Below are 20,232 nucleotides of genomic sequence, written 5' to 3'. Positions count from 1 at the left end.
ACCCAAATCCTCTCCCATCCCCCATCCCCACCCATCACTCCCCTACTCTCGCAGCGCTACAGACCACGACCTCCCGGAGTCCCGATGCCCGTCCGACGCCTACTGCCCGTCGCCCTCTTGGCTCTCACCGTCACCGCCTGCACCTCCGCTCCCACCCAGAGCCGGCCAACACCAACCCCCACAGGCCGCACCTGGACCCCTGCGGAACAATCCGCCACGGCCGAGGCCACCGCGCAGTACAAAGAGTCCCGCGCCGCCTACGACGCCGCCCTCAATAACCCCATCAAGGCGACCCGAGCCACCCTCGAGTCCGCCGGTATGTCCGGCGTGTGGCTCGACGACGCCGTCGCCAAGGCAAACGACTTCCGAGCCCGGAACACGCGCCGCGTCGGTGCCGTCAAGATCCTTTCCACCGAACCTATTTGGGTAGATCTCACCGCCCCGACTCCCGCAGTCGTCCTCAAAACCTGTCTCGACTACTCCTCAGTCGCCGACCATGACCCCGGCACCGTGCGCCGTCTCGTCGACGCCCGCCTCCTCCGCCTCCCCACAGGCTGGTCCCTGACCGCTGAATCCGAGAGCCCCGACACCGCGCAGGCCCCCACTCCCGGCAAACCCCTCTGCTAAGGCGCCTGGGCGGGGCGGCTAGCTCTGAGTGAAGTCGAGGTGGGGTAGGGAGCGGAGTTGCTGGTCTTGGTGGTAGGTGAAGAAGGCTGCTATCAGGCCGGTGGCTTCGCGGCGGGTTCTGGGGTCGGCGCGGAGGGCGGTGGGCCAGTCGCCGGTGAGGAGGGCGGCCAGGTGGGCGACTGTGGTGGGGGCGGGCATGGCTGAGGCTGGGGGGCGGCAGGAGGCGCAGACTACGCCGCCGGCGGCTGGGTTGAAGGCTCGGTGGGGACCTTCTTCGCCGCAGCGGGCGCAGTCGCCGAAGGAGGGGGCGTAGCCGGAGATGGCCAGGGCTCTGAGGAGGAAGGAGTCCAGGACCAGGGCTGGTTCGCGTTCGCCGGTGGAGAGGACTCGGAGGGCGCCGGCCAGGAGGAGGTGGTGCTGGGTGGCGGGCTCTTTTTCCTCCACCACCAGGCGGTCGGTGGTCTCCAGGAGCACGGTGCCGGTGGTGTAGCGGGCGTAGTCGTTGACGATGCCTTCGCCGTACGCCGAGATGGAGACGGCCTGGGTGACGACGTCGAGGGTGCGGCCGGTGGCGAGCTGGAGGTCCACGTGGCTGAAGGGCTCCAGGCGGGCGCCGAAGCGGGACGACGTCCGGCGGACGCCCTTGACGACTGCGCGGACCTTGCCGTTGGCTCGGGTCAGGAGCGTGGCGATGCGGTCTGCTTCACCCAGTTTGTGGGTGCGCAGAACGATCGCCTCATCCCGGTAGAGCGGCACCCGAACAGTCTCTCACCCGGCGCCGACAACCTGCTCAAGGCTCACAGCCGGCCGCCCGGTGAGGTCAGCGACGGCGGACGACACGGAGCTGAGCTCACCGGACGCGATGGCGGCGTACGAGGTGACCCAGCCGGCTACCTCCCAGGCAGGAGCGCCATAGGACTCCCGCGAGCGGTAGGCCTCGTCGAGCGTCTCCGGCTCGTAGCGGACCGGACGATCCCAAGCAGCCGACAGTACGGCGGCCGCCTCGGCCAGCGTGAAGGCGGCGGGGCCGGTGAGGTCGTACGTCGCCCCCGAATGCCCGTCACCAACCAGAACCGCAGCGGCCGCCGCGGCAACGTCATCGCGGGCCACCGCAGCTACCCGGCCGTCGCCCGCCGGACCGCGGATGGCGCCGTCCTCGCCGACGAAGCCGGGGATGAAGTCGAGGTACAGGTTGTCGCGGAGGAAGGTGAAGTCGACGCCCGTACCGCGGATGTGCTGCTCGGTGTGCCAGTGGTCCCGGGCGAAGGTGAAGGTCGCGTCGGGGGCAGCGCCGGCGAAGGAGGTATACACGATCCGCTGTACGCCGGCCGCGACCGCCGCATCGACCGTTGCCTTGTGCAAGGAAACCCGGTCGGCCGATTCAGTTGCACTCAGCAACATCAAGGTCTCGACCCCGTCCAGCGCGTCGAGCAGGGCGGAGTGTTCGCCGTACGCGGCGACCGCGACCGTGGCCCCCGGCAACGAGGGCGCCCGGGAGGCGTCGCGGACCAGCAGCCGCTGCGGTACGCCGGCGTCCGCCAGCAACTGTCCGATCCGCGAACCGAGCTGCCCGGTCGAGCCCGTGAGAGCGATCACTTGCCCACCAGGTCCATGCCACCGGGCGTGTAGCGCTCCCCGGCCACGTCCAGGTCGGCGGGGAACGCCCCGTCCAGCGCCTCGAGCTCGGCGGCGGTCAGCGTGATGTCGAGCGCGCCCAGGTTCTCCGCCAGGTACTTGCGGCGTTTGGTGCCGGGGATCGGGACGATGTCGTTGCCCTGGGCCAACAACCAGGCGAGCGCCAACTGCCCCGCGGTGACGCCGCGTTCGGCTGCCAGCTGCTCGACCTTGGCGACCAGGTCGAGATTGCGCTGGAAGTTCTCGCCGGTGAAGCGGGGCAGCCCGCGCCGCGCGTCGTCCGGCTCGAAGTCGTCCGGCGACTTCAGCTGACCGGTGAGGAAGCCGCGTCCCAGCGGGCTGAACGGCACGAAGCCGATCCCGAGCTCGCGCAGGGTCGGCAGCACGACGGTCTCCGGGTCGCGCGTCCACAACGACCACTCACTCTGTACGGCGGTGATCGGGTGCACCGCGTGCGCCGCCCGCACCGTCTCCCCGTTCACCTCGGACAGCCCGAGGTACCGGACCTTGCCGGCCTCGACCTGGGAAGCCATCGCCCCGACGGTCTCCTCGATCGGCACCTTCGGATCGCGCCGGTGCAGGTACCACAGGTCGACGTGGTCGACCCCGAGCCGCCGCAACGACGCGTCCAGCGCCTCCACGGCGTACGCCGGGCTCCCGTCGACCAGATTCGGCATCGCGGAGCCGGTCTGCGGCCGGAAGCCGAACTTCGTCGCCAGCACCACCTCGTCGCGGCGGCCGGCCAGCGCGCGGCCGAGCAGCGACTCGTTGGCACCGTTGCCGTAGATGTCGGCGGTGTCGAGGAAGGTACAGCCCGCGTCGATCGCCGCGTGCACGGTCGCGATCGACTCGGTCTCGTCCGAGGTCACGCCGTACGACTGGGACATCCCCATGCAGCCGAGGCCGAGGCGGGAGACGGTCAGGTCACCAAGCTGGGATTCAGACATGCCCCGAACCTACCGCTGTCACTCTCCGTATCCCACAACGCCCGAAAATGTCACCAGGCAACGACTCCGTGACATTTTTCCCTGTTCCACCACCGCGGCCGTGACTTTCCGTATGTTCACCCTCAAGACGCTGGGGGGTGGCTGATGTTCCTGCGCAGAGCGCTGCGCTATCGCTGGGCCCAGGCCTTGGTTCTGGCCGGGATCAGCTTGCTGATCGGGACGTGTGCGGTGTTCGCACCGTGGTTCTCACGTGCCGTCGAACAAACGGTGGTGACCGAAACACTGACCAACCAGTGGCTGCCGGCCGCCTGGAAGCTGCAGACGCGGGTCGGGATCGACAACATCGGCGCCGATCGGGACAGCGACCCGAAGACGCTCGACGACCTGGTCCCCGCCGATCTCAGGCCGCTGTTCACGCCGCCGGTGCACGGGATGCACAGCCCCATCGGCTGGCGGACGCCTGGGATGCTCGAGGACGACCCGGCCACCGTCGGCGAACTCGTCTGGCGCGACGGCTACTGCGCGCAACTCGTCGTCGTCGAAGGCCGCTGTCCGCAACGGGCCGGCGAGGTGATCGCATCAGTCGTGGACAAGACAGCCTGGGATTTCAAGGTCGGAATGTCGATGCAGGCCCGGTCGGGGATCAGCGCCGGCGGCAAGCTGACAGTGGTCGGCTTCTACCGGCCGCAACAGACCCGCGGCGAGTTCTGGTTCGGGCAGTACCCGACCGGGCACTCCCACCCGCCGGTCGACCCGGACCCCGGCGCGTCGGACTTCTTCTACACCGACCGGTCGACGTTCACCGGTAACGCCTGGGCTCCCAAGATCACCTCGGACACCCGCGTGCTCCCGGGCGTCGCGCGGATCAAGGACCTGGCCCGGCTCCAGGAAGCGACGAACACGGTGAACGGGAACGCCGTCGGGGCGGGGATCAACGCCGAGAACACGTCGTCGCTGGCCACGGTCATCGATCAGATCCAGAACCAGCGCTCGCAGGGCCGCACGATCATCCCGCTGGTGATGGTCCAGGTCGCCCTGTTCGGCATCGTGGTCCTGGCGCTCGCACTCGGTGCGGTGGTCGATCAGCGTCGCCCGGAGATCGCTCTCTCACGACTCCGCGGTTCATCGGCCCGCCGTACGGCGCGCAGCCTGATCCTCGAGCTGGGACTCCCGGTGCTGATCGGGACACTGACCGGTCTGGTGACTGGATTCGGGCTGCTGCTGATCGCACGCGCGACCTGGCTACGGCACGGCGCTCCGCTCGAACTGACGTGGACCGTACCGGCGGCGCTGGCCCTGGCGGTCGTGGTCGCCCTGCTGGTCGTGGTGTTCCAGGTCCGCGGCGGTGTGAAACAAACGATCTCCAGCCTGCTACGCCGGGTCCCCGCACGCGGTCGCGGCTGGACTGTCGGCATCGTCGACCTCTGCATCATCGTCTTCGCGGTCGCGGGGCTCGCCGCCGCGGTGACCGGTGACGGACGCGGACCACTCCCGGTGCTCACCCCGGCGCTGCTCTCCCTCGCCGTCGGCCTGTCCTTCGCACACCTGCTCCTTCCGACCGCCGGGCTGATCAGCCGCCGGGCCGCCCGCAGCGGCCGCTTGGGACTGGCACTCGGGGCACTGCAGATCTCCCGCCGGCCCGCCGTCACCCGGGTCGTCGCCGCGGTCGCGGTGGCGGGCGGTCTGCTCGCGTTCGCCGGTCAGGCCGCATCGGTCGGCGGCCACAACCGCGACACCCGCGCCGGCTACGAGGTCGGTGCGCAGGCGGTGCTGAAGATGAACTCGCTCTCGCTCGGAGACTTCACCCAGGCGATCGACAAGATCGACCCGCAGCGGCAGTGGTTCACCCCGGTGGTGATGTCGCGGCCGCCGGCCCCGGACTCGCTCAAGACAATGATGATCGAGCCGGAGAGCTTCCGGCGGAACGCCTACCGCGGCGACCAGTTGACCGATGCGGCCGGCTGGCAGGCGCTCACCGCGTCGAAGGTCAAGCCGATCGAGTTCCGCAGCTCGAAGTTGACCATGATCGCGACCCTCGGCAGCGCCGCGCACCTGGAGAATCCGATCCCGGGTGGTGAGGAGTACCCGCCCGGCCGGTCGCTCGTCCTGCGGGCGTCCGTGGTCAGCCTCCGCAACGGCGGCCGCTACCTGGTCTCGTTCCCACCGTTGCCTCTGACAACGAAGACGCCGGTGGCGCTGACCGCTCCGGTCGACTGCCTCGGCGGCTGCCGGCTGCTGCAGCTCGGCTTCGGCCGCCAGGTGCTCGACCAGGGTGGCGTCGACGCGGACGTTGCCATCAGCAAGGTGTCCACCGATGACCAGCCGTCGATCACCCTCGGTACGGCGGACGAGTGGAAGGGCGTCGAGCACCTCGGCGGCGATCCGGGCACGATCACGGCCGAGCCCGGCGGTCTGCTGACCTTGGCGGTGAAGAGCTACAGCGACGACCAGTACCTGCAGTACGCGACGGTGCCGACGACGGTACCGGCGGTCGTGACATCCGAGTTCCGCTTCGCCGACGGAACGACGACCAGCCCGGCGAGCGACGGCACGCCGATGTTCATCGGCAAGATCGGCGGCGCGACCGGCCCGGTCAACCGCTACCCCGATCGGACGGCGGTCGTCGATGTGGAGACGGTACGGCGATTGGGCGGCGGACTGGACGAGTTCGGCACGGACTTCGAGTTGTGGCTGAACGACGCCGGGGTGGCCCATCTCGACGAAATCACGGCTGCTCTCACGAAGGCCGGGTACAACGCGGATCTGGCCGATGTGCGGTCCGAGCGGATCGCGTCGTACGGGCGGTCCGCGAGCGCGCTCACGCTGCAGCTGACTCCGGTGGTCGGGATCGCGTCCTGGGCGCTGGCGATCGTCGTACTGCTGCTGACCGTGGTGACGTCGTGGCAGTCCCGGGCGCAGGATTACGCGAGCCTGCGGATCACCGGCGTACCAGCTCCGGTGACCGGGCGGGCCGCGCGATGGGAGCAAACCGGTCCGGTCGCTTTGGCCGTACTGCTCGGGTCGGCGTGTGGGGTGATCGGCGCACAGATCGCGTTGCCGCTGATCCCGCTGTTCGCCGACACCGGCGGACCGTATCCGTTGGAGCTCTCGACCAACTGGCCGGTGGCACTCGGACTGTGGGTCGGCGGGACGATCGTGCTCGCGGTCGTCACGCTGCTACTCGGCAGCGGCGTGAACCGGCGAGCGTCGTACAGCCGGATCCGGGAGGAGCTGACATGACTGGATTGGCGATCAGCACGACCGGGCTGGTGCATATCTACCGGGCGCACGGTCACGACGTGGCCGCGCTCTCCGGGATCGGGATCACGGTCCGGCCGGGTGAGCTGGTTGGACTGCTCGGCCCTTCTGGGGCTGGGAAATCGACGTTGCTACAGCTGTGTGGTGGGTTGCTGACACCGAGCGCCGGGCGGTTGCAGATCGGTGAGCACAACCTGGCCACGATGACCGAGGCCGAGCTGGATCGGATGCGGTCCGGGGATGTCGGGATCGTGCTGCAAGGGGCCGGGCGGAACCTGATCCCCTATCTGTCACCGGTCGACAATGTGCGGTACGCGCAGCAGGCGGCGCCACGGGATCGCGAGCTGCCGGCGGCAATCGACGTACTGGAGTTGGTGGGGCTGCGGGAGCTGGCCGAGAGCCCGCTGACTGCGCTCACGCCGGGCCAGGTTCAGTTGTGCGCGGTCGCGGTGGGGGTCGCGACGATGCCTGGGCTGCTGCTCGCGGATGAGCCGACCAGCCAGCTGGATCACCATGCGCGCGATGAGGTGCTGGCGGCGATCCGGACGATCAATCATCAGACCGGTATGACGGTTCTGCTGATCACGCACGACCCTGAGGTTGCGGCGGCGCTCCCCCGGACCATCACTATTCGGGACGGGCGGATCGCGGCCGAGGGACGGTCGGGTGAGGAGTACGCCGTCGTGGCAACGGATGGGTCGATGCCGCTGCCACCGCATGTGGCGGAGTTGTTGCCGGCCGGGACATTGGTGCAGGTGACGATCGAGGACGGTCAGGTCCGGCTCACCCCGGTGGATCAGGAGGGGGCTCGATGATCCAGGTCAAGAACATCACGGTCGCGTACGGCGACCTGGTCGCGGTCGACGACGTGTCGTTCACGGTGCCGCCGGGGTTCGTGCTCGCGGTCAGCGGACCGTCCGGCGCCGGGAAGAGTTCGTTGCTCTGGGCAATCGCCGGCGCGGTGGAGGTGCTGACGGGGAAGGTCGAGGTCGACGGGCTGGTGATCTCCGACCGGCCTGCCGCGGCCGCGCACGGCGTCGTACTGATCCCGCAGGGCAACGGACTGGCGCGGGTGCTGACCGCGCGGGAGAACCTGACGATTCCGCTGCTCGCCCGCCGGCAGGACCTGGACGAGACCGATCGGATCGTGGAGAGCGCGCTGGAGTCGGTCGGCCTGGCCGAGAGTGGCGATCACCTCGTCGAGGAGCTGTCCGGCGGTGAACAGCAACGCGTCGCGGTCGCCCGCGGCATCGCCCAGCGCGGCCGCGTCATCCTCGCCGACGAGTCCACCAGCGAACTCGACAGCACCAACCGCGAACGCGTCCTGAACCTCCTCCGGGCCCAGGCCGACCAGGGCACCGCCGTCGTCATCGCCACCCACGACCCCACCGTCGCCGACTCCGCCGACGGCCACGCGGTCATGGACGAAGGCCGCCTAACCTGGCTCCGCCACCTCTAACGTCCGAAGATCCGGAGACCGAGCCTGCGATTCCTTCGGACGTTACTGCAGAACCATCGCTAACGTCCGAAGATCCGGAGACCCAGCCTGCGACTCCTTCGGACGTTACTGCAGAGCGGTCAGCTGGCGGCGGCGGTGGGTACGGCGGTGGCTACGCGGAGCGGGTCTAGCTGGATTTGGGTGATCTTCAGCTGGCTGAGGGCTTCGCGGAGGGCTGGTTCGGTCATGCGGAGGTATTCGTGGTGGGGGCCGCAGGCGGTGCGCAGGTGAGTGAGGGTGGTGAAGGCGATGCCGACCCGGCGACCGTCGGGGAGGTGGCCGGTCTGGAGGGTGCAGCCGACGCCGCCGGCGGGGTGGACGGGGACGTACCAGTCATCACAATGTCGAGGCTTCACACCAACGACGGTAGGACGCCGACCACCGCCGCGGACAGTTTCTCACAGGCTTCGTACGGCGTTCTCACAGCCCCAAGGTGAGCGGGACGGCGGGCGGGCCGCTGCGCAGCAGGTCCGCAACGAGGTCCGGGAGGTTGCTCGGGGCGAAGCGGCCTTCGTGGGCGCGGAGTTCGTCGAGGGTCCACCAACGGTGGCCGTGAACGTTCTCTGCCACCAGCTCGGCCGCGGACATCGTTCCGCCGGCCTCGAAGGCATCGGCGCGGATCAGGAAGTAGTCGTTGATGACACCCTCGAAACCATCAGCGTGGCCGTCGGCAACGATCTCCTGGTGCCAGACGTGCGGCGGGTCCTCGGTCAGGGCAAGGCCGACCTCTTCGGTCAGCTCGCGACGTAGGCCCTCGAGCAGCGACTCGGACGCCTCCAGTCCGCCGCCCGGCGTTGCCCACAGCGGGCCGGAGCTGAACTCGAAGCGGACCAGCAGCAGCCGGTCCTCGCCATCGAGGATGACGCCGCGCGCAGCCGGCCGAAGCTTCGGGCGGGTCAGCTCCAGCTCCTGGTTCTGCTCGACGGTGTAGAAGCCGAAGCGGGCGTTCACCTTCTGCATGGCCGTGTTGGAGAGCGCGGTCCACGTGTGCAGGTAGCGCTGCGAAACCCGGTGCTTGGCCAGCTGGTCGAGATTCGCGAGCTTCAGGTGGGTGCCGAGATTGTGGCCACGGTGCTCGCGCAGGACGAGGGTGTCGTCCTGCTGGACGTCGTTCGGGTTGGTCCGCGGGAGGTACATCAGCGTGTAACCGGCCGGTTCGCCGGCTTCGGTGTGCACCATCGTGACCAGGGCGAGGTAGCTGCGATCGGTCCGCTGCTCGCTCGCTTCCAGCTTCTCGACCGTCCACGGCACCGTCTCGCGGGTCATCCCGCCGGTCGGTACGTCGTTGTCCATCGCCGTGTGCAGATCGGCGTACGCCTGCAGGTGCTCAGGCGGACAGACCCCCGCCCAGGAAGTCAGCGTGTATCCCTCGAGCACGCCAGCAGACTCACGCAGGCCGGCCAGCCGCTCCTCGTCGTACGGCAGCGGTACGACGAGGTGGTCCTCGACGTGCTCGACCACGAAACCGAGCCGGGCGGCGAACTCGGCACCGGAGTACGGCTCGGACGGTACGCCGAGCTCGGTCTGGAAGACCGTCCGCCCGAGCTGTGCCGCGCGAGTGACCGCCCACTGCCACAACGCCGTACCGACTCCGCGGCGCCGTTCCTGCGGTGGCACGTCGATCTCGACCGAGACGCTGTCGAGGTTGTCGGTCAGCCGGTACTCGAACAGCAGCGCGCCGACGACCCGATCGCCGTCAAAGGCAGCGACCGGGACCCGTGCCTTCACGGGCGAGCCTCTGCGCAGCGAACCGCCGAGCGCGTCGCGCCCCTCGATCACCGCAGCCTCGCGGCCCTCGACAGCACCCGCGTGCAGGGCGTCGTACCAAGCGTCGAACAGAGCAGGGTCGGCCGGGTCGATCTCGCGAACGGTGATCACCCGGCCGACCCAACCAAACCCCAGGGCCAAAAGCTACTGATTAAACCGGCGCGACCTTGCCCGAGTACATCCCCATGATGACGAAGTTGTCGGCGTACGGGGCGTTCTTCAGGATCGGGTCGTCGTCGGCCGGGAACTTGGCCACCCGCTTGCCCTCCAGCGCCGGGTTGTTCCCGTACCGCTCCCACAGCGGGATGATCGGCAGCAGCTCGTTGAACGCGAGCGCGGCCGCGGTCACGTTCTGCTTCTGCGCGTCGACGTCGAGGCCCTGCGCGGACTTGTCCACGACCGCCTTCAGGTCGATGTCGCCCGTGGAGACCTTCTGCTTGAGCGGGAAGTTCATCCCCTTGCCGCCGGAGTTCGCGGCGATCACGTAGTTGAACGCGTAGAGGTCCTGGACGAACGAGAAGTACGGGTGCGGGTGCGACGACGCGCCCCAGCTCTGGATCGCCAGGTCGAACTTGCCGGCCAGTACGTCGGGGCTCAGCTGGGTGAAGGTGATCCCGCGCTTGGTGATGTTGAAGCCGAACTTCGTCAGCTGGTCGGCCGCGTTGGTGGCGGCCGGGTTCCAGTCGGCGAACTCGGTCGGGAACTTGATGTCGTACGCCGCGGGCTTGCCGGCCGGCGTCTGCCACTTGTCGCCGGACTTCTTCCAGCCGGCGGCGGTGAGCAGCTGGGTGGCCTTGTCGAAGTCCTTCTCGTAGGCGTTCAGCTTCTTCTGGTCGGCGTCGGAGACCCAGTCCGGGACGGCCTGGTCGGAGAAGCCGGCCATGAACTTGCAGGCCTTGCCGGAGTCGCCGAGCGCGATCGTGCCGTTCTCGTTGCGATCCAGGATGTAGGCGATCGCCTGCCGCACGCGGACGTCGGCGAACTCGGGGTGCGTGGTGTAGTTGAAGACCAGCGCGGGACCGGAGTACACCGGCGGCCGGAGGATCCGGAAACCGTTCTGCTGGAAGCTCTTCTCGCTGGCCACCGCGAAGCCGTGGGTGGCGTAGTCGACGTCCTTGTTCATCACGGTCGGGGTGATGTCGGAGGTCTCACCGTTGTAGAGCACGACCTTGGTGAAGCCGACCTTGTCGGCGAACAGGCCCTTGGGGTTCTTGACCAGCGACATCTGGGCGTTCGTCATGGTCTTCGCGTCGTAGTTGAACGGGCCCGACACGATCGGGTTCTCCGGCCGGAACTTCTGGAAGTCGCCGTTCAGCGCCTTGCCCTCGGCGTCGTCCAGACTGGCCTTGGCCTTGCGGAGCGTCTCGGCCTTGGTCGCCCACTCGCCGTACACGGCCGACGGCAGGATCGGGGCGCGCATGATGTACCGCTCGAGCACGGTGGACGCCGTCCCGATCGTGAAGACGATCGTGGTGTCGTCGGTCGACTTGACGTCGGCCAGGAACGTCCAGTCCTGCTGACGCATCAGCCAGCGCAGGTTGAACGTCGAGACGACGTCCTTGCTGGTCACCGGGGTGCCGTCGCTCCAGGTCAGGCCGGACCGGAGCTTGAGCGTGTAGGTGCTGGCCTTCTCGTCCAGGGTCCCGGACTCGGCCATCATGTATTCCCACTTCTTGTCGGCCCAGTAGTACAGGCCGGAGCTGGGATAGATCAGGTCGAGGTACGGGCTGGACTGCTGGACGCCGTCGAGAACACCGGCGCCCAGGTTGAAGTGGCCCTTCGGGGGCAGCTGGTACGGGTACGCGCCGTGGAACTCCTTGACGGCACCGTCACCGCTCTGCGCGTTGGGCTTGCTGGGCGAGCACGCCACGGCCGAGCCGAGACCGGCGGCGCCGAGACCGGCGATGCCGAACAGCTGGAGCACGTTACGGCGGGAGACCTCGTTCGTCCGGGCCCGTGCCCCGGACTCGTTGTTGCCGGTGGGACTCATCCTCGGTCCTTTCCTTCTGCAGATATGGGTCTTACTGACCGTCTTCTCGCTTCGTACGGCGCCGGGTCCAGACGACTGCGGCGACGACGATCAGGCCCAGGAACAGGCCCAAGAACAAGGTGAACAACGTGACGACGAACTCCGGCGTACCGGGGGTGAGCGTGAGCAGCAGGACACCGGCGGCCAGGACCAGGAACGCGGCCCAGCCGAGCGCCATCCGCCCCAGCTCCGGCGGCATCAGGCCGCCGGCTCATCGGCGCCGTCTCGGGCGACCACGTGGCAGGCGGCCGACTGTCCCGGCCGGACCTCGATCAACTGCGGTACGTCGCCGTCGCACAGCCCGTCCTCGAACCGGCCGCAGCGCGGGTGGAACGCGCAGCCCGACGGCAGGTGCGCCAGGCTCGGAATCTCCAGGCTGCGCAGGGATTCCGCGTTCTTGGTCCGGGTCAGGTCGGGATCCGGCTCCGGGATCGCGTCGATCAGCGCCCGGGTGTACGGATGCGTCGGCGCGTTGATGATCCGCGGGGTCGGGCCGAACTCGACGATCCGGCCGAGGTACATCACCGCGGTCCGGCCGCGCCAGCCGAAGTACTTGGCGATCGCGAGGTCGTGGGTGATGAACAGGAACCCGACGCCGAGGTCGTCGCGCAGCCGGCCGAGCATCGCCAGCACGCTGATCCGGATCGACACGTCGAGCATCGAGGTCGACTCGTCGGCGATGATGATCTTCGGGTCCAGGGTCAGTGCCCGGGCCACCGCGACTCGTTGCCTCTGGCCACCAGATAGCTGATGCGGGTACTTCGACAGGTAGTTCTCCGGCGGCGTCAGGTCGACCTTGGTGAGCAGCTCGATCGCGCGCTCGACGGCGGCCTGCTTGCCTTTCACAACACCATGTTTGAGGAGCGGCGCGGTGAGCGTCTGCTGGATCGTGCGCGTCGGATTCAGCGAGGCGTACGGGTCCTGGTGGACGTACTGCACACTGCGCCGGAAGGTCCGGAAGTCGTTCTTCTTCAGCGACCAGATATCGGTGCCGTCGAACATCACCTGACCGCTACTGGGCCGCGTGAGTCCGGCCGCCATCCGGGCCGCCGTCGTCTTCCCCGAACCGCTCTCCCCCACCAGGCACAGCACCTCGCCGGGATTGATCGACAGATTGGCCTGGTCGACCGCCCGGATCGGCCCCGCCTTGGTGTCGAACACCTGGCTGACCCCGTCAAGCGTCATCAACGGCTTGCCACTAGCAGCCTGTACGTCGGGAGTCGTCTCCACCGCGGTCATGAGGCGGTCCTCCGCTCCAGGTGGACGTCGGCCGAGTGGATGCAGGCGACTTCGTGGGCGTCACCCGGCTCGTCGGTGATCGGGATCAACGGCGGATCCACCTCCTGGCATTCGTCGGTGGCGAACTTGCAACGCGGGTGGAACGCACAGCCCTTCGGCAACGCGGCCAGGCTCGGCGGTCCGCCCGGGATCGACTCCAGGTCCGGCAGGTCGCCGACGATCGGTGGCACGGCCTTGATCAGACCGAGCGTGTACGGGTGCCGCGGCTTGTAGAACATGTCCCGGACACCACCCGTCTCGATGATGCGCCCGGCATACATGGTGGCGACCCGGTCGGCGAGCTCGGCGGCCAGCGAGAGGTCGTGCGAGATGAAGATCATCGAGAAGCCCAGCCGCTCCCGGACCTCGTGCAGTACGTCGACCACCGAGCGCTGAGTGAGGATGTCGAGAGCCGTGGTCGGCTCGTCGAGGATGAGCACCTCGGGCTCCAGCAGCAGGCTCATCGCGATCAGCACACGCTGCCGCATACCGCCGGACAGCTCATGCGGATACGAGTCCATCACCCGCTCGGGCTCCAGCCGGACCAGCCGCAGCAGCTCGGCCGCGCGCTCCTCGATCTCCTGCTTGGTGGCCTTGGTGTGCGCGCGCATCGTGTCGTGCATGTGCCCGCGGATCTTCAGCACCGGGTTGAACGCGTTCATCGCGCCCTGGAACACCATCGCGGCGTCCCGCCAGCGGAACTTGCGCAGGTCGCGACCATCGAGGCTGAGGACGTCGATCTCGGTCCCGTCACCGCGGTTGAAGGTGACCTGGCCGGACGCGTGCCCGAGTCGCGGCAGCAACCGCAGCAGACCGAGCCCGAACGTCGTCTTGCCGCAACCGCTCTCGCCCACCAGCGCCAGACTCTCGCCCGGGTAGAGGTCCAGATCGACACCACGGACCGCCTGCACCGTCGTACCGGAGCCTGTTCGGTACTCGACCTTGAAGTCGCGGATCGAGAGCAGCGGTTTGCCGCTGCCGCCGCGGATCGCGCGCGAGGTTCCAGGGGACGTTGTCGTCATGGCGGTCACCGGTCCCGGAGACGGGGGTTGAGGATCTCCTCGAGCGACCTGGTCATCATCACCAGGCCGAGCAGGAGCAGCGTGATGGCGACGACCGGACTGAGGATGAACCCCAGACTGGCGTCGTTGAAGATCGCGCCGGCGATCCAGGCGCGGTTGAGCATGATGCCCCAGTTCGATCCGGTCAGCGGCGCGAGGCCGAGCAGGTACAGGCCGACCAGCGAGTAGATCGCGTTCGTCACGCCGATCATGAAGTTCATCAGGATGAAGCTGGCCATGTTCGGCAGGATCTCGACGAACACCACCCGCGGCGTACCGAGGTCGAGCAGCCGGGCCGCCTCGACGAACTCGCGTTCCTTCAGCGACAGCACCTGGGAACGCACCGCCCGGGTCAGCACCGGCCAGGACAGACCACCGACCAGTAACGCGAGCAGCAGCGGCGAGTCCAGCTTGAACAGCGCCCCGAGGACAGCGAGTAGAACGATTTGAGGCACGGTCAGTACGACGTCGGCCGCGGTGACGACCGCGGAGTCGACCCAGCCGCCGAGGTAGGCGGCCAGCGATCCGAGCGCGATCGCCAGCGCTGTCGAGATCGCGGCCGCGACGAACCCGATGAAGATGACGGAGCGACCGCCGTCGATCATCTGGATCAGCACGTCCTTGCCCTCGTTGTCGGTGCCGAGCAGATGCCCGGGCGACCCGAAGGGCAGCAGGATCTCCTTGATGTTCGGCTCGAGCGTCGGGGTGAAGATCGGCCCGATCGCGGTGATCAGCACCAGCAGCGCCACGATGATGAAGCCGATGAACCCGGCCGGGCTCCGGCGCAACGATCGCAGGATCCCGGCGAACCGGGAGACTCCCGTCGTACCGATCGCGGCGACGGCGCCGCTGGTCACAGTCTCGGTGGCCACGCGCTTACCCCTTGGCCTTCCCGCCGACCCGGATCCGCGGATCCAGCCGGCTGTAGAGGACATCGGCGAGCAGGTTGGCCACCACCACGGAGATCGTGACGACCAGGAAGATGCCTTGCAGAACGGGGTAGTCGCGGCCGGAGACGGCGTTGTACAGGCTGAAGCCGATGCCTTGGTAGCCGAAGATCTTCTCCACGAAGATCGAGCCGCCGACGACGAAGCCGAGCGACACCGCGAGCTGGCTGAACAGCGGCAGGACCGCGTTGCGGCCGACGTACCCGGCACGGATCCGGCCGTCGGTCAGACCGCGGGCCCGGGCGACGGTGACGTAGTCCTCGCCGAGCGTCTCCACCGTCGACGACTTCATCACCAGTGCCCACGAACCGACAGTTGTCAGCAGATAGGCCAGGATCGGCAGGGTCGCGTGGTACAGGATGTCGTTCAGGAAGCTGAAACTGAACGATGGTGTGACGCCTGGCGTATAGGACCCGCGCGCTTCGGTCAGGTTGAAGACCTGCAGCTTCACGCCGAGGAAGACCACGATCAGGATCGCGACGATGTAGTTCGGGATCGCGTGCAGCAGCGAGCCGATCGACGTGAGCAGGTGGTCGATCCAGCTCTCCCGGCGGTAGGCCATGATCATTCCGGCGATGATTCCGAGCACGAAGCTGAGGATCTGCGCGATACCGACCGAGAACAGCGTCCACGGCAGGTAGGTCTTGATCACGTCGGAGACCGTGGTGCCGGGCGAGAGCAGCGACGTACCGAAGTCACCCTGCAGCAGGTTGCCCATGTAGGTGACGTACTGCAGGATCAGCGGCTCGTCCGGGTCCAGCGAGAACAGGTTCTTCGCCTGCGCGGCCGCGTCGGCGTACGAGATGCCGGTCTGCGCGATCTGCGTCTGGATGTAGGTGTCGACCGGGTTGCCCGGCAGCAGCCGGACCAGGAAGAACGTCAGGGTGGCGACCAGGAAGATCGTCAGGATCGCCTTCGCCAGTCTGCGGACCAGCCAGGCACTGAAGAAGCGCCGCGCCGCCGAGGGCTTCGGTTCGTCCACCGGCCCTTCGATCAGCTTGGGGGCAGGTGTCTCGACCGCACCGCTCACTGCTCACCTCCATCGAGGACCACCGACGAGCTGGCAACAACCAACCACCTAATGCATGATCTCTTGCATTGATCTGCGCACAGTGGCGCTAGTTTGCGCAGCCGCAGGCATCAAGTCAACGGTTTCGTCCAACCAGAAGCGAGGGAAACCGAATCGTGAGCAGACAACTGCGCTGAGCAAGGATCCTGCCACGGTGTGTGCTGGATCACGGCCGACCGCAACGCAAACGACGCCCGCCGTCACTGTTGGCGCGGAGCGTCGTTTGATAGAGGCCGGGGGCGGGCGCGGTTCGATAGGTCAGCGCGTCGCGCGGTCACCGGCGCGGCGGGACAGCTCGATCAGCAGATTCGCGTAGCCGAGTGTGTCGTCGATGGCCTTGTGCGTGTGCTCGACCCCGCCGAACCATTCCTCCGGCAAGGTGTCGGGATCCACCTCGCCGACCGGCATCCCGGTCACAGCTGCGGCGTAGCTGGTGATGCACAGGCCGCCGCCGGCGAATACCCTGGATTCCTCTCGAGGCCCCTGCCGGACGCCGTAGCGGGTGAAGCGGCGCAGGTAGTAGTCGATCCAGGGACCGTCCAGCGACATCGGACTGGCCGCGAAGGTCCGCGGCCAGGGCAACGCCTTGAGCCAGTCGACGTAGCGGGCCATGACGTCCGGGACGGGCTCCGGGTCACTGGTCGCGGCCTCCCACGCGCCTGGCTGGGTGTCGAACCACGCCAGCGTCCCCGCGTCCGGGGCTGTCCCCGGCAGGGGCTCCAGCACCGCCTCGAAGCGGCCGTGCTCGGTCCCGTCGAGTGAGACCGCGACCGAGGCGAAGGAGCGCATGGAATTGATGCCGGGCCACGGGCCGTCGAGCTCGACGTCCGTCACCACATAGACCCACTCGTCGACTGGCCCCATTCAGCGCGTGGCGCGGTTGATGGCGGAGACGACTGCCTTGAGGGAGGCGGTGAGTATGTTGGCGTCTCGGCCGACGCCCCAGAAGACGTCCTCGCCTACCTCGCACTCGACGTAGGCCGCGGCCAGGGCGTCGCCGCCGGCGGAGAGCGCGTGCTCGTGGTAGTCCAGCACCCGTACGTCGTACTTCAGCGGCTTGATGGCGTCCACGAACGCGGAGACCGGGCCGTTGCCCTCGCCGTGCAGCTCGTGCGGTACGCCGTTCGAGTAGACCTGCACGCGGAGGTGGTCGCTCTGGCCCTCGCCGGACGACGAGTTGACCGTCAGGAGCGACAGCTTGCCCGGTGCCAGGTACTCGGCCGCGAAGATGTCCCACAGCTGCTGCGGGCCGACCTCGCCGCCCTCGGCGTCGGTGTGCTGCTGGACCACGCGGCTGAACTCGATCTGCAGCCGGCGCGGCAGGTCGAGCCGGTGCTCCGACTTCATCATGTAGGCGATGCCGCCCTTGCCGGACTGCGAGTTCACCCGGATGACGGCCTCGTACGACCGGCCGACGTCCTTCGGGTCGATCGGCAGGTACGGCGCCTCCCAGTGGATCTCGCCGACCGGGCGGCCCTCGGCGGCGGCCTGCTTCTCCAGCGCCTCCAGGCCCTTCTTGATCGCGTCCTGGTGCGAGCCCGAGAAGGCGGTGTAGACCAGGTCACCGGAGTACGGCTGGCGCTCCGGGACGCGCATCTGGGTGCAGTACTCGACCGTGCGGCGGATCTCGTCGATGTCGGCGAAGTCGATCTGCGGGTCGATGCCCTGGCTGAACAGGTTCATCCCCAGCGTCACCAGGTCGACGTTGCCGGTCCGCTCGCCGTGGCCGAACAGGCAGCCCTCGACCCGGTCCCCGCCGGCCATCAGCGCCAGTTCGGTGGCGGCGACCGCCGTACCGCGGTCGTTGTGCGGGTGCAGGCTGATCGTGCTGAACTCGCGCCGGGTCAGGTTGCGGCCGAACCACTCGATCTGGTCGGCGTAGACGTTCGGGGTGCACATCTCGACGGTGGCCGGCAGGTTCAGGATGATCTCGCGGCCCGCGGCCGGCTGCCACTGGTCGCTGACCGCCTCGCAGACCTCGAGCGCGAACTCCAGCTCGGTCCCGGTGAAGATCTCCGGGCTGTACTGGTAGCCGAACTGGCAGTCGCCGAGCATGTCGTCGGCATACTTCATCACTGTCTCGGTGCCGCGGACGGCGATGTTCAGGCACTCGGCCTTGTCCACGTTGAACACGACCCGGCGGAACAGCGGCGCGGTCGCGTTGTAGAGGTGGATGGTCGCCTTCGGCGAGCCCTGCAGCGACTGTACGGTCCGCTCGATCAGCTCGTCGCGCGCCTGGGTCAGCACCGAGATCGTCACGTCGTCCGGGATCGCGTCGCCCTCGATGAGGCTCCGGACGAAGTCGAAGTCGTACTGGCTCGCGCTCGGGAAACCGACCTCGATCTCCTTGTAGCCCATCTTCACCAGCAGGTCGAACATCCGCCGCTTGCGGGCCGGCGACATCGGCTCGACCAGCGCCTGGTTGCCGTCCCGGAGGTCGGTGGACAGCCAGCGCGGGGTCTTCGCGACCGACTTGGCCGGCCAGGTGCGGTCCGGCAGGTCGATCGGCGGGAACGCGCTGTAGCGGTGGGTCGGCATGCCGGAAGGCTGCTGTACAGGCTGAGGCTGGTTCTGCGGTGCCACGGAAGTTCTCCTCGGAGGATATGCGAAGTACGCGGACAGACCGGCGTACGACAGAACCCCGCGGCGAGGGAACCGGCCTGTGTCAGGCCTCGCCGCGGCAGCGAAGGAGGAGAAGCTGGTGCCGCATAGTGGGTCTGAGTCTATGCACAACCCCGCCGGACCGTCGAACCAGGGGTCTCAGCCGGCGAGATACGCAGCGTCACTGCGGCAGCACCGAACGGCCGCCGCCGGTCCGGCCCTCCTCGACGCCCGGCCGGCCGAAGCCCTGCCCCTCCATCAGCATCAGGAACCGGGTGTCGATCTCGGCCCACGGCACGTGCCGCTGCCAGCTGTGGATCTCCCAGTAGCGCTCGACCAGCGCCTCGTGCATCATCTGGTTCGCGGTCTTCTGCGCACTCGCCCGGATCAGCGGCTCGATCTCGGCGGCCTTCTCGTTCAGTACGACGGCCGAGACCGGAATGCCCTGGCTGTTCTGCCCGGACATCATGTCGCGGCGCCACTGCTCGCCCCGGTTGTAGCCCTCCCCGGTGAAGTCGTCGCCGATCGCCAGTTTGTGCCCGAGCGCGCCCGCGGTGAAGCCGGCCACGATCTGGTCGCGGCCCTTCCCCGCGTTGTCGATCGCCTTCGCCTCGTCCTCGCCGTCGCCGAGCGTCGCCAGGGTGCCGACAACCGCCGCCAGGCCGCCCACGATCAGGCCGCCGGCGATCAACGCCTCACCGGTCAGCAACGCCGCCGCCTTCTCGGCCAGCGTGGTCGCGATCTTGCGGTAGTTCGGTTCGATCGCCACCTTGACGCTCGTCTTCGGCGTCACCTTCAGCTGCGTGCCGTCGGCGGCGGTGAAGGTGTGCTCCTCGAACTTGAGGTCGAGCCCGGTCTCGAAGGTGGCGAACTTGATCTGGTCCTCCGGCTTGGCCGTGCCGTCCACCTCGAGGAACGTGAACCCGAACTTCAGCTCGTACGCCTTGCCGTCGAGGGACACCTCCAGGCCGAGCTTGCCCTTGTCCGCGTTCGTCTCGCCGCCGAGCTTCCCCTTCCAGGCGCTGCCTTCGAGTACGCCGCTGGTGTACTTGTGCAGCTCCTTCGACACCTCGCCCTGATAGGCGACCCCGCCCTTGGCGTCGGCGGTCAGACCACCGGCCCCCGCGAACGCGCTCTCACTCTCGCCGCCGCTGCGGCTGATCTCGTACTCGGCCGACCCTCCCACCGTCAGCACGGCCTTGCCGAGCCCGAACTCCTTCTCCACCGACTCCTCGGGCATGTTGATGGTGATCTTGCCCGTCGGTCCGACGCTCGCGCCCTGCTCTGCATTTTCTTGAGCGACCTTCTGCGCGACCGCGGCGTTCCCGGCCTGCTGCTGCAGCTGGAGCATCGAGGCCTGGGAACTGTTCACCTCGGGCTCGGGCCGGCTGACCGGAGCACTCCGGGCGCGTTCGTCCTCGCGCAGGTCGGTCCGCTCCATGCCGTCAACTCTGACGTCCGCGCCGATCACGCACCAGAGGCGTCAGGCCGGTCTGCGATCCCGCGCGAAGTGCC

Annotated in this window: 18 protein-coding genes; 4 read left to right on the top strand and 14 right to left on the bottom strand. The window is 68.2% G+C overall.

Annotation, left to right across the window (positions count from 1 at the left end; all coding sequences use genetic code 11):
* Positions 1 to 84 precede the first annotated feature (84 nt).
* Positions 85 to 627 (top strand): hypothetical protein, encoded by a 543-nt coding sequence (locus tag OG474_RS32220; protein ID WP_405057370.1) that lies wholly within the window; start codon positions 85 to 87, stop codon positions 625 to 627.
* Between the two features lie 18 nt (positions 628 to 645).
* Here OG474_RS32220 and recO read toward each other — a convergent pair whose 3' ends face one another.
* The 3 genes from recO to OG474_RS32205 are packed head-to-tail and all read right to left on the bottom strand — an operon-like array spanning position 646 to position 3,209.
* On the bottom strand, positions 646 to 1,383 hold the full coding sequence (gene recO, locus OG474_RS32215) for a DNA repair protein RecO (protein ID WP_405057369.1): 738 nt from the start codon (positions 1,381 to 1,383) through the stop codon (positions 646 to 648).
* 12 nt (positions 1,384 to 1,395) lie between these two features.
* Positions 1,396 to 2,223, bottom strand: coding sequence for an NAD(P)H-binding protein (locus tag OG474_RS32210; RefSeq protein WP_405057368.1), 828 nt, complete (start codon positions 2,221 to 2,223; stop codon positions 1,396 to 1,398).
* Positions 2,220 to 3,209, bottom strand: a complete 990-nt coding sequence (locus OG474_RS32205) for an aldo/keto reductase (protein ID WP_405057367.1) — start codon at positions 3,207 to 3,209, stop codon at positions 2,220 to 2,222. Before OG474_RS32205 ends, OG474_RS32210 begins: the two co-directional genes overlap by 4 nt.
* A gap of 144 nt (positions 3,210 to 3,353) precedes the next feature.
* On the opposite strand from OG474_RS32205, the gene OG474_RS32200 reads away from it, so the two are divergent.
* The 3 genes from OG474_RS32200 to OG474_RS32190 are packed head-to-tail and all read left to right on the top strand — an operon-like array spanning position 3,354 to position 7,926.
* Positions 3,354 to 6,449 carry an FtsX-like permease family protein gene (locus OG474_RS32200; protein ID WP_405057366.1) on the top strand — a complete coding sequence of 1,032 codons (3,096 nt, stop codon included), beginning with the start codon at positions 3,354 to 3,356 and terminating at the stop codon, positions 6,447 to 6,449.
* The gene (locus tag OG474_RS32195) at positions 6,446 to 7,282 is read left to right on the top strand and encodes an ABC transporter ATP-binding protein (RefSeq protein WP_405057365.1); all 837 of its coding nucleotides are present in this window, start codon (positions 6,446 to 6,448) and stop codon (positions 7,280 to 7,282) included. The genes OG474_RS32200 and OG474_RS32195 overlap by 4 nt, the downstream gene beginning before the upstream one ends.
* Positions 7,279 to 7,926 carry an ABC transporter ATP-binding protein gene (locus OG474_RS32190; RefSeq protein WP_405057364.1) on the top strand — a complete coding sequence of 216 codons (648 nt, stop codon included), beginning with the start codon at positions 7,279 to 7,281 and terminating at the stop codon, positions 7,924 to 7,926. Before OG474_RS32195 ends, OG474_RS32190 begins: the two co-directional genes overlap by 4 nt.
* Positions 7,927 to 8,045: 119 nt before the next feature.
* On the opposite strand, the gene OG474_RS32185 is transcribed toward OG474_RS32190, so the two are convergent.
* The 11 genes from OG474_RS32185 to OG474_RS32135 form a co-directional block, all read right to left on the bottom strand.
* Entirely contained in the window at positions 8,046 to 8,321 is a 276-nt protein-coding gene (locus tag OG474_RS32185; RefSeq protein WP_405057363.1) for an SAV_915 family protein, read from the bottom strand.
* A 64-nt stretch (positions 8,322 to 8,385) separates the two neighbouring features.
* A complete protein-coding gene (locus OG474_RS32180) occupies positions 8,386 to 9,843 on the bottom strand; it encodes a GNAT family N-acetyltransferase (protein WP_405057362.1) in 1,458 nt (485 codons plus the stop codon).
* Positions 9,844 to 9,883: 40 nt separating this feature from the next.
* The gene (locus OG474_RS32175; RefSeq protein WP_405057361.1) at positions 9,884 to 11,722 is read right to left on the bottom strand and encodes an ABC transporter substrate-binding protein; all 1,839 of its coding nucleotides are present in this window, start codon (positions 11,720 to 11,722) and stop codon (positions 9,884 to 9,886) included.
* A gap of 31 nt (positions 11,723 to 11,753) precedes the next feature.
* Positions 11,754 to 11,960: a hypothetical protein gene (locus OG474_RS32170; RefSeq protein WP_396377254.1), complete on the bottom strand. Its 207-nt coding sequence runs from the start codon at positions 11,958 to 11,960 to the stop codon at positions 11,754 to 11,756.
* Positions 11,960 to 13,000: an ABC transporter ATP-binding protein gene (locus OG474_RS32165; protein ID WP_405057360.1), complete on the bottom strand. Its 1,041-nt coding sequence runs from the start codon at positions 12,998 to 13,000 to the stop codon at positions 11,960 to 11,962. Before OG474_RS32165 ends, OG474_RS32170 begins: the two co-directional genes overlap by 1 nt.
* Positions 12,997 to 14,061, bottom strand: coding sequence for an ABC transporter ATP-binding protein (locus tag OG474_RS32160; RefSeq protein WP_405057359.1), 1,065 nt, complete (start codon positions 14,059 to 14,061; stop codon positions 12,997 to 12,999). The genes OG474_RS32165 and OG474_RS32160 overlap by 4 nt, the downstream gene beginning before the upstream one ends.
* A gap of 5 nt (positions 14,062 to 14,066) precedes the next feature.
* On the bottom strand, positions 14,067 to 14,972 hold the full coding sequence (locus OG474_RS32155; protein ID WP_405057358.1) for an ABC transporter permease: 906 nt from the start codon (positions 14,970 to 14,972) through the stop codon (positions 14,067 to 14,069).
* A gap of 4 nt (positions 14,973 to 14,976) precedes the next feature.
* On the bottom strand, positions 14,977 to 16,077 hold the full coding sequence (locus tag OG474_RS32150) for an ABC transporter permease (RefSeq protein ID WP_405057357.1): 1,101 nt from the start codon (positions 16,075 to 16,077) through the stop codon (positions 14,977 to 14,979).
* Between the two features lie 297 nt (positions 16,078 to 16,374).
* Entirely contained in the window at positions 16,375 to 16,950 is a 576-nt protein-coding gene (locus OG474_RS32145) for a hypothetical protein (protein ID WP_405057356.1), read from the bottom strand.
* Positions 16,951 to 16,980: 30 nt separating this feature from the next.
* Positions 16,981 to 18,654, bottom strand: a complete 1,674-nt coding sequence (leuA, locus tag OG474_RS32140) for a 2-isopropylmalate synthase (protein ID WP_405057355.1) — start codon at positions 18,652 to 18,654, stop codon at positions 16,981 to 16,983.
* A 244-nt stretch (positions 18,655 to 18,898) separates the two neighbouring features.
* Positions 18,899 to 20,158 carry a hypothetical protein gene (locus OG474_RS32135; protein WP_405057354.1) on the bottom strand — a complete coding sequence of 420 codons (1,260 nt, stop codon included), beginning with the start codon at positions 20,156 to 20,158 and terminating at the stop codon, positions 18,899 to 18,901.
* Positions 20,159 to 20,232: the final 74 nt, after the last annotated feature.

It is taken from the genome of Kribbella sp. NBC_01505, assembly GCF_045040285.1.
Classification (GTDB): domain Bacteria; phylum Actinomycetota; class Actinomycetes; order Propionibacteriales; family Kribbellaceae; genus Kribbella.
The sequence above is the reverse complement of the archived record's forward strand: the minus strand, read 5'-3'. Positions and strand labels throughout refer to the sequence as shown.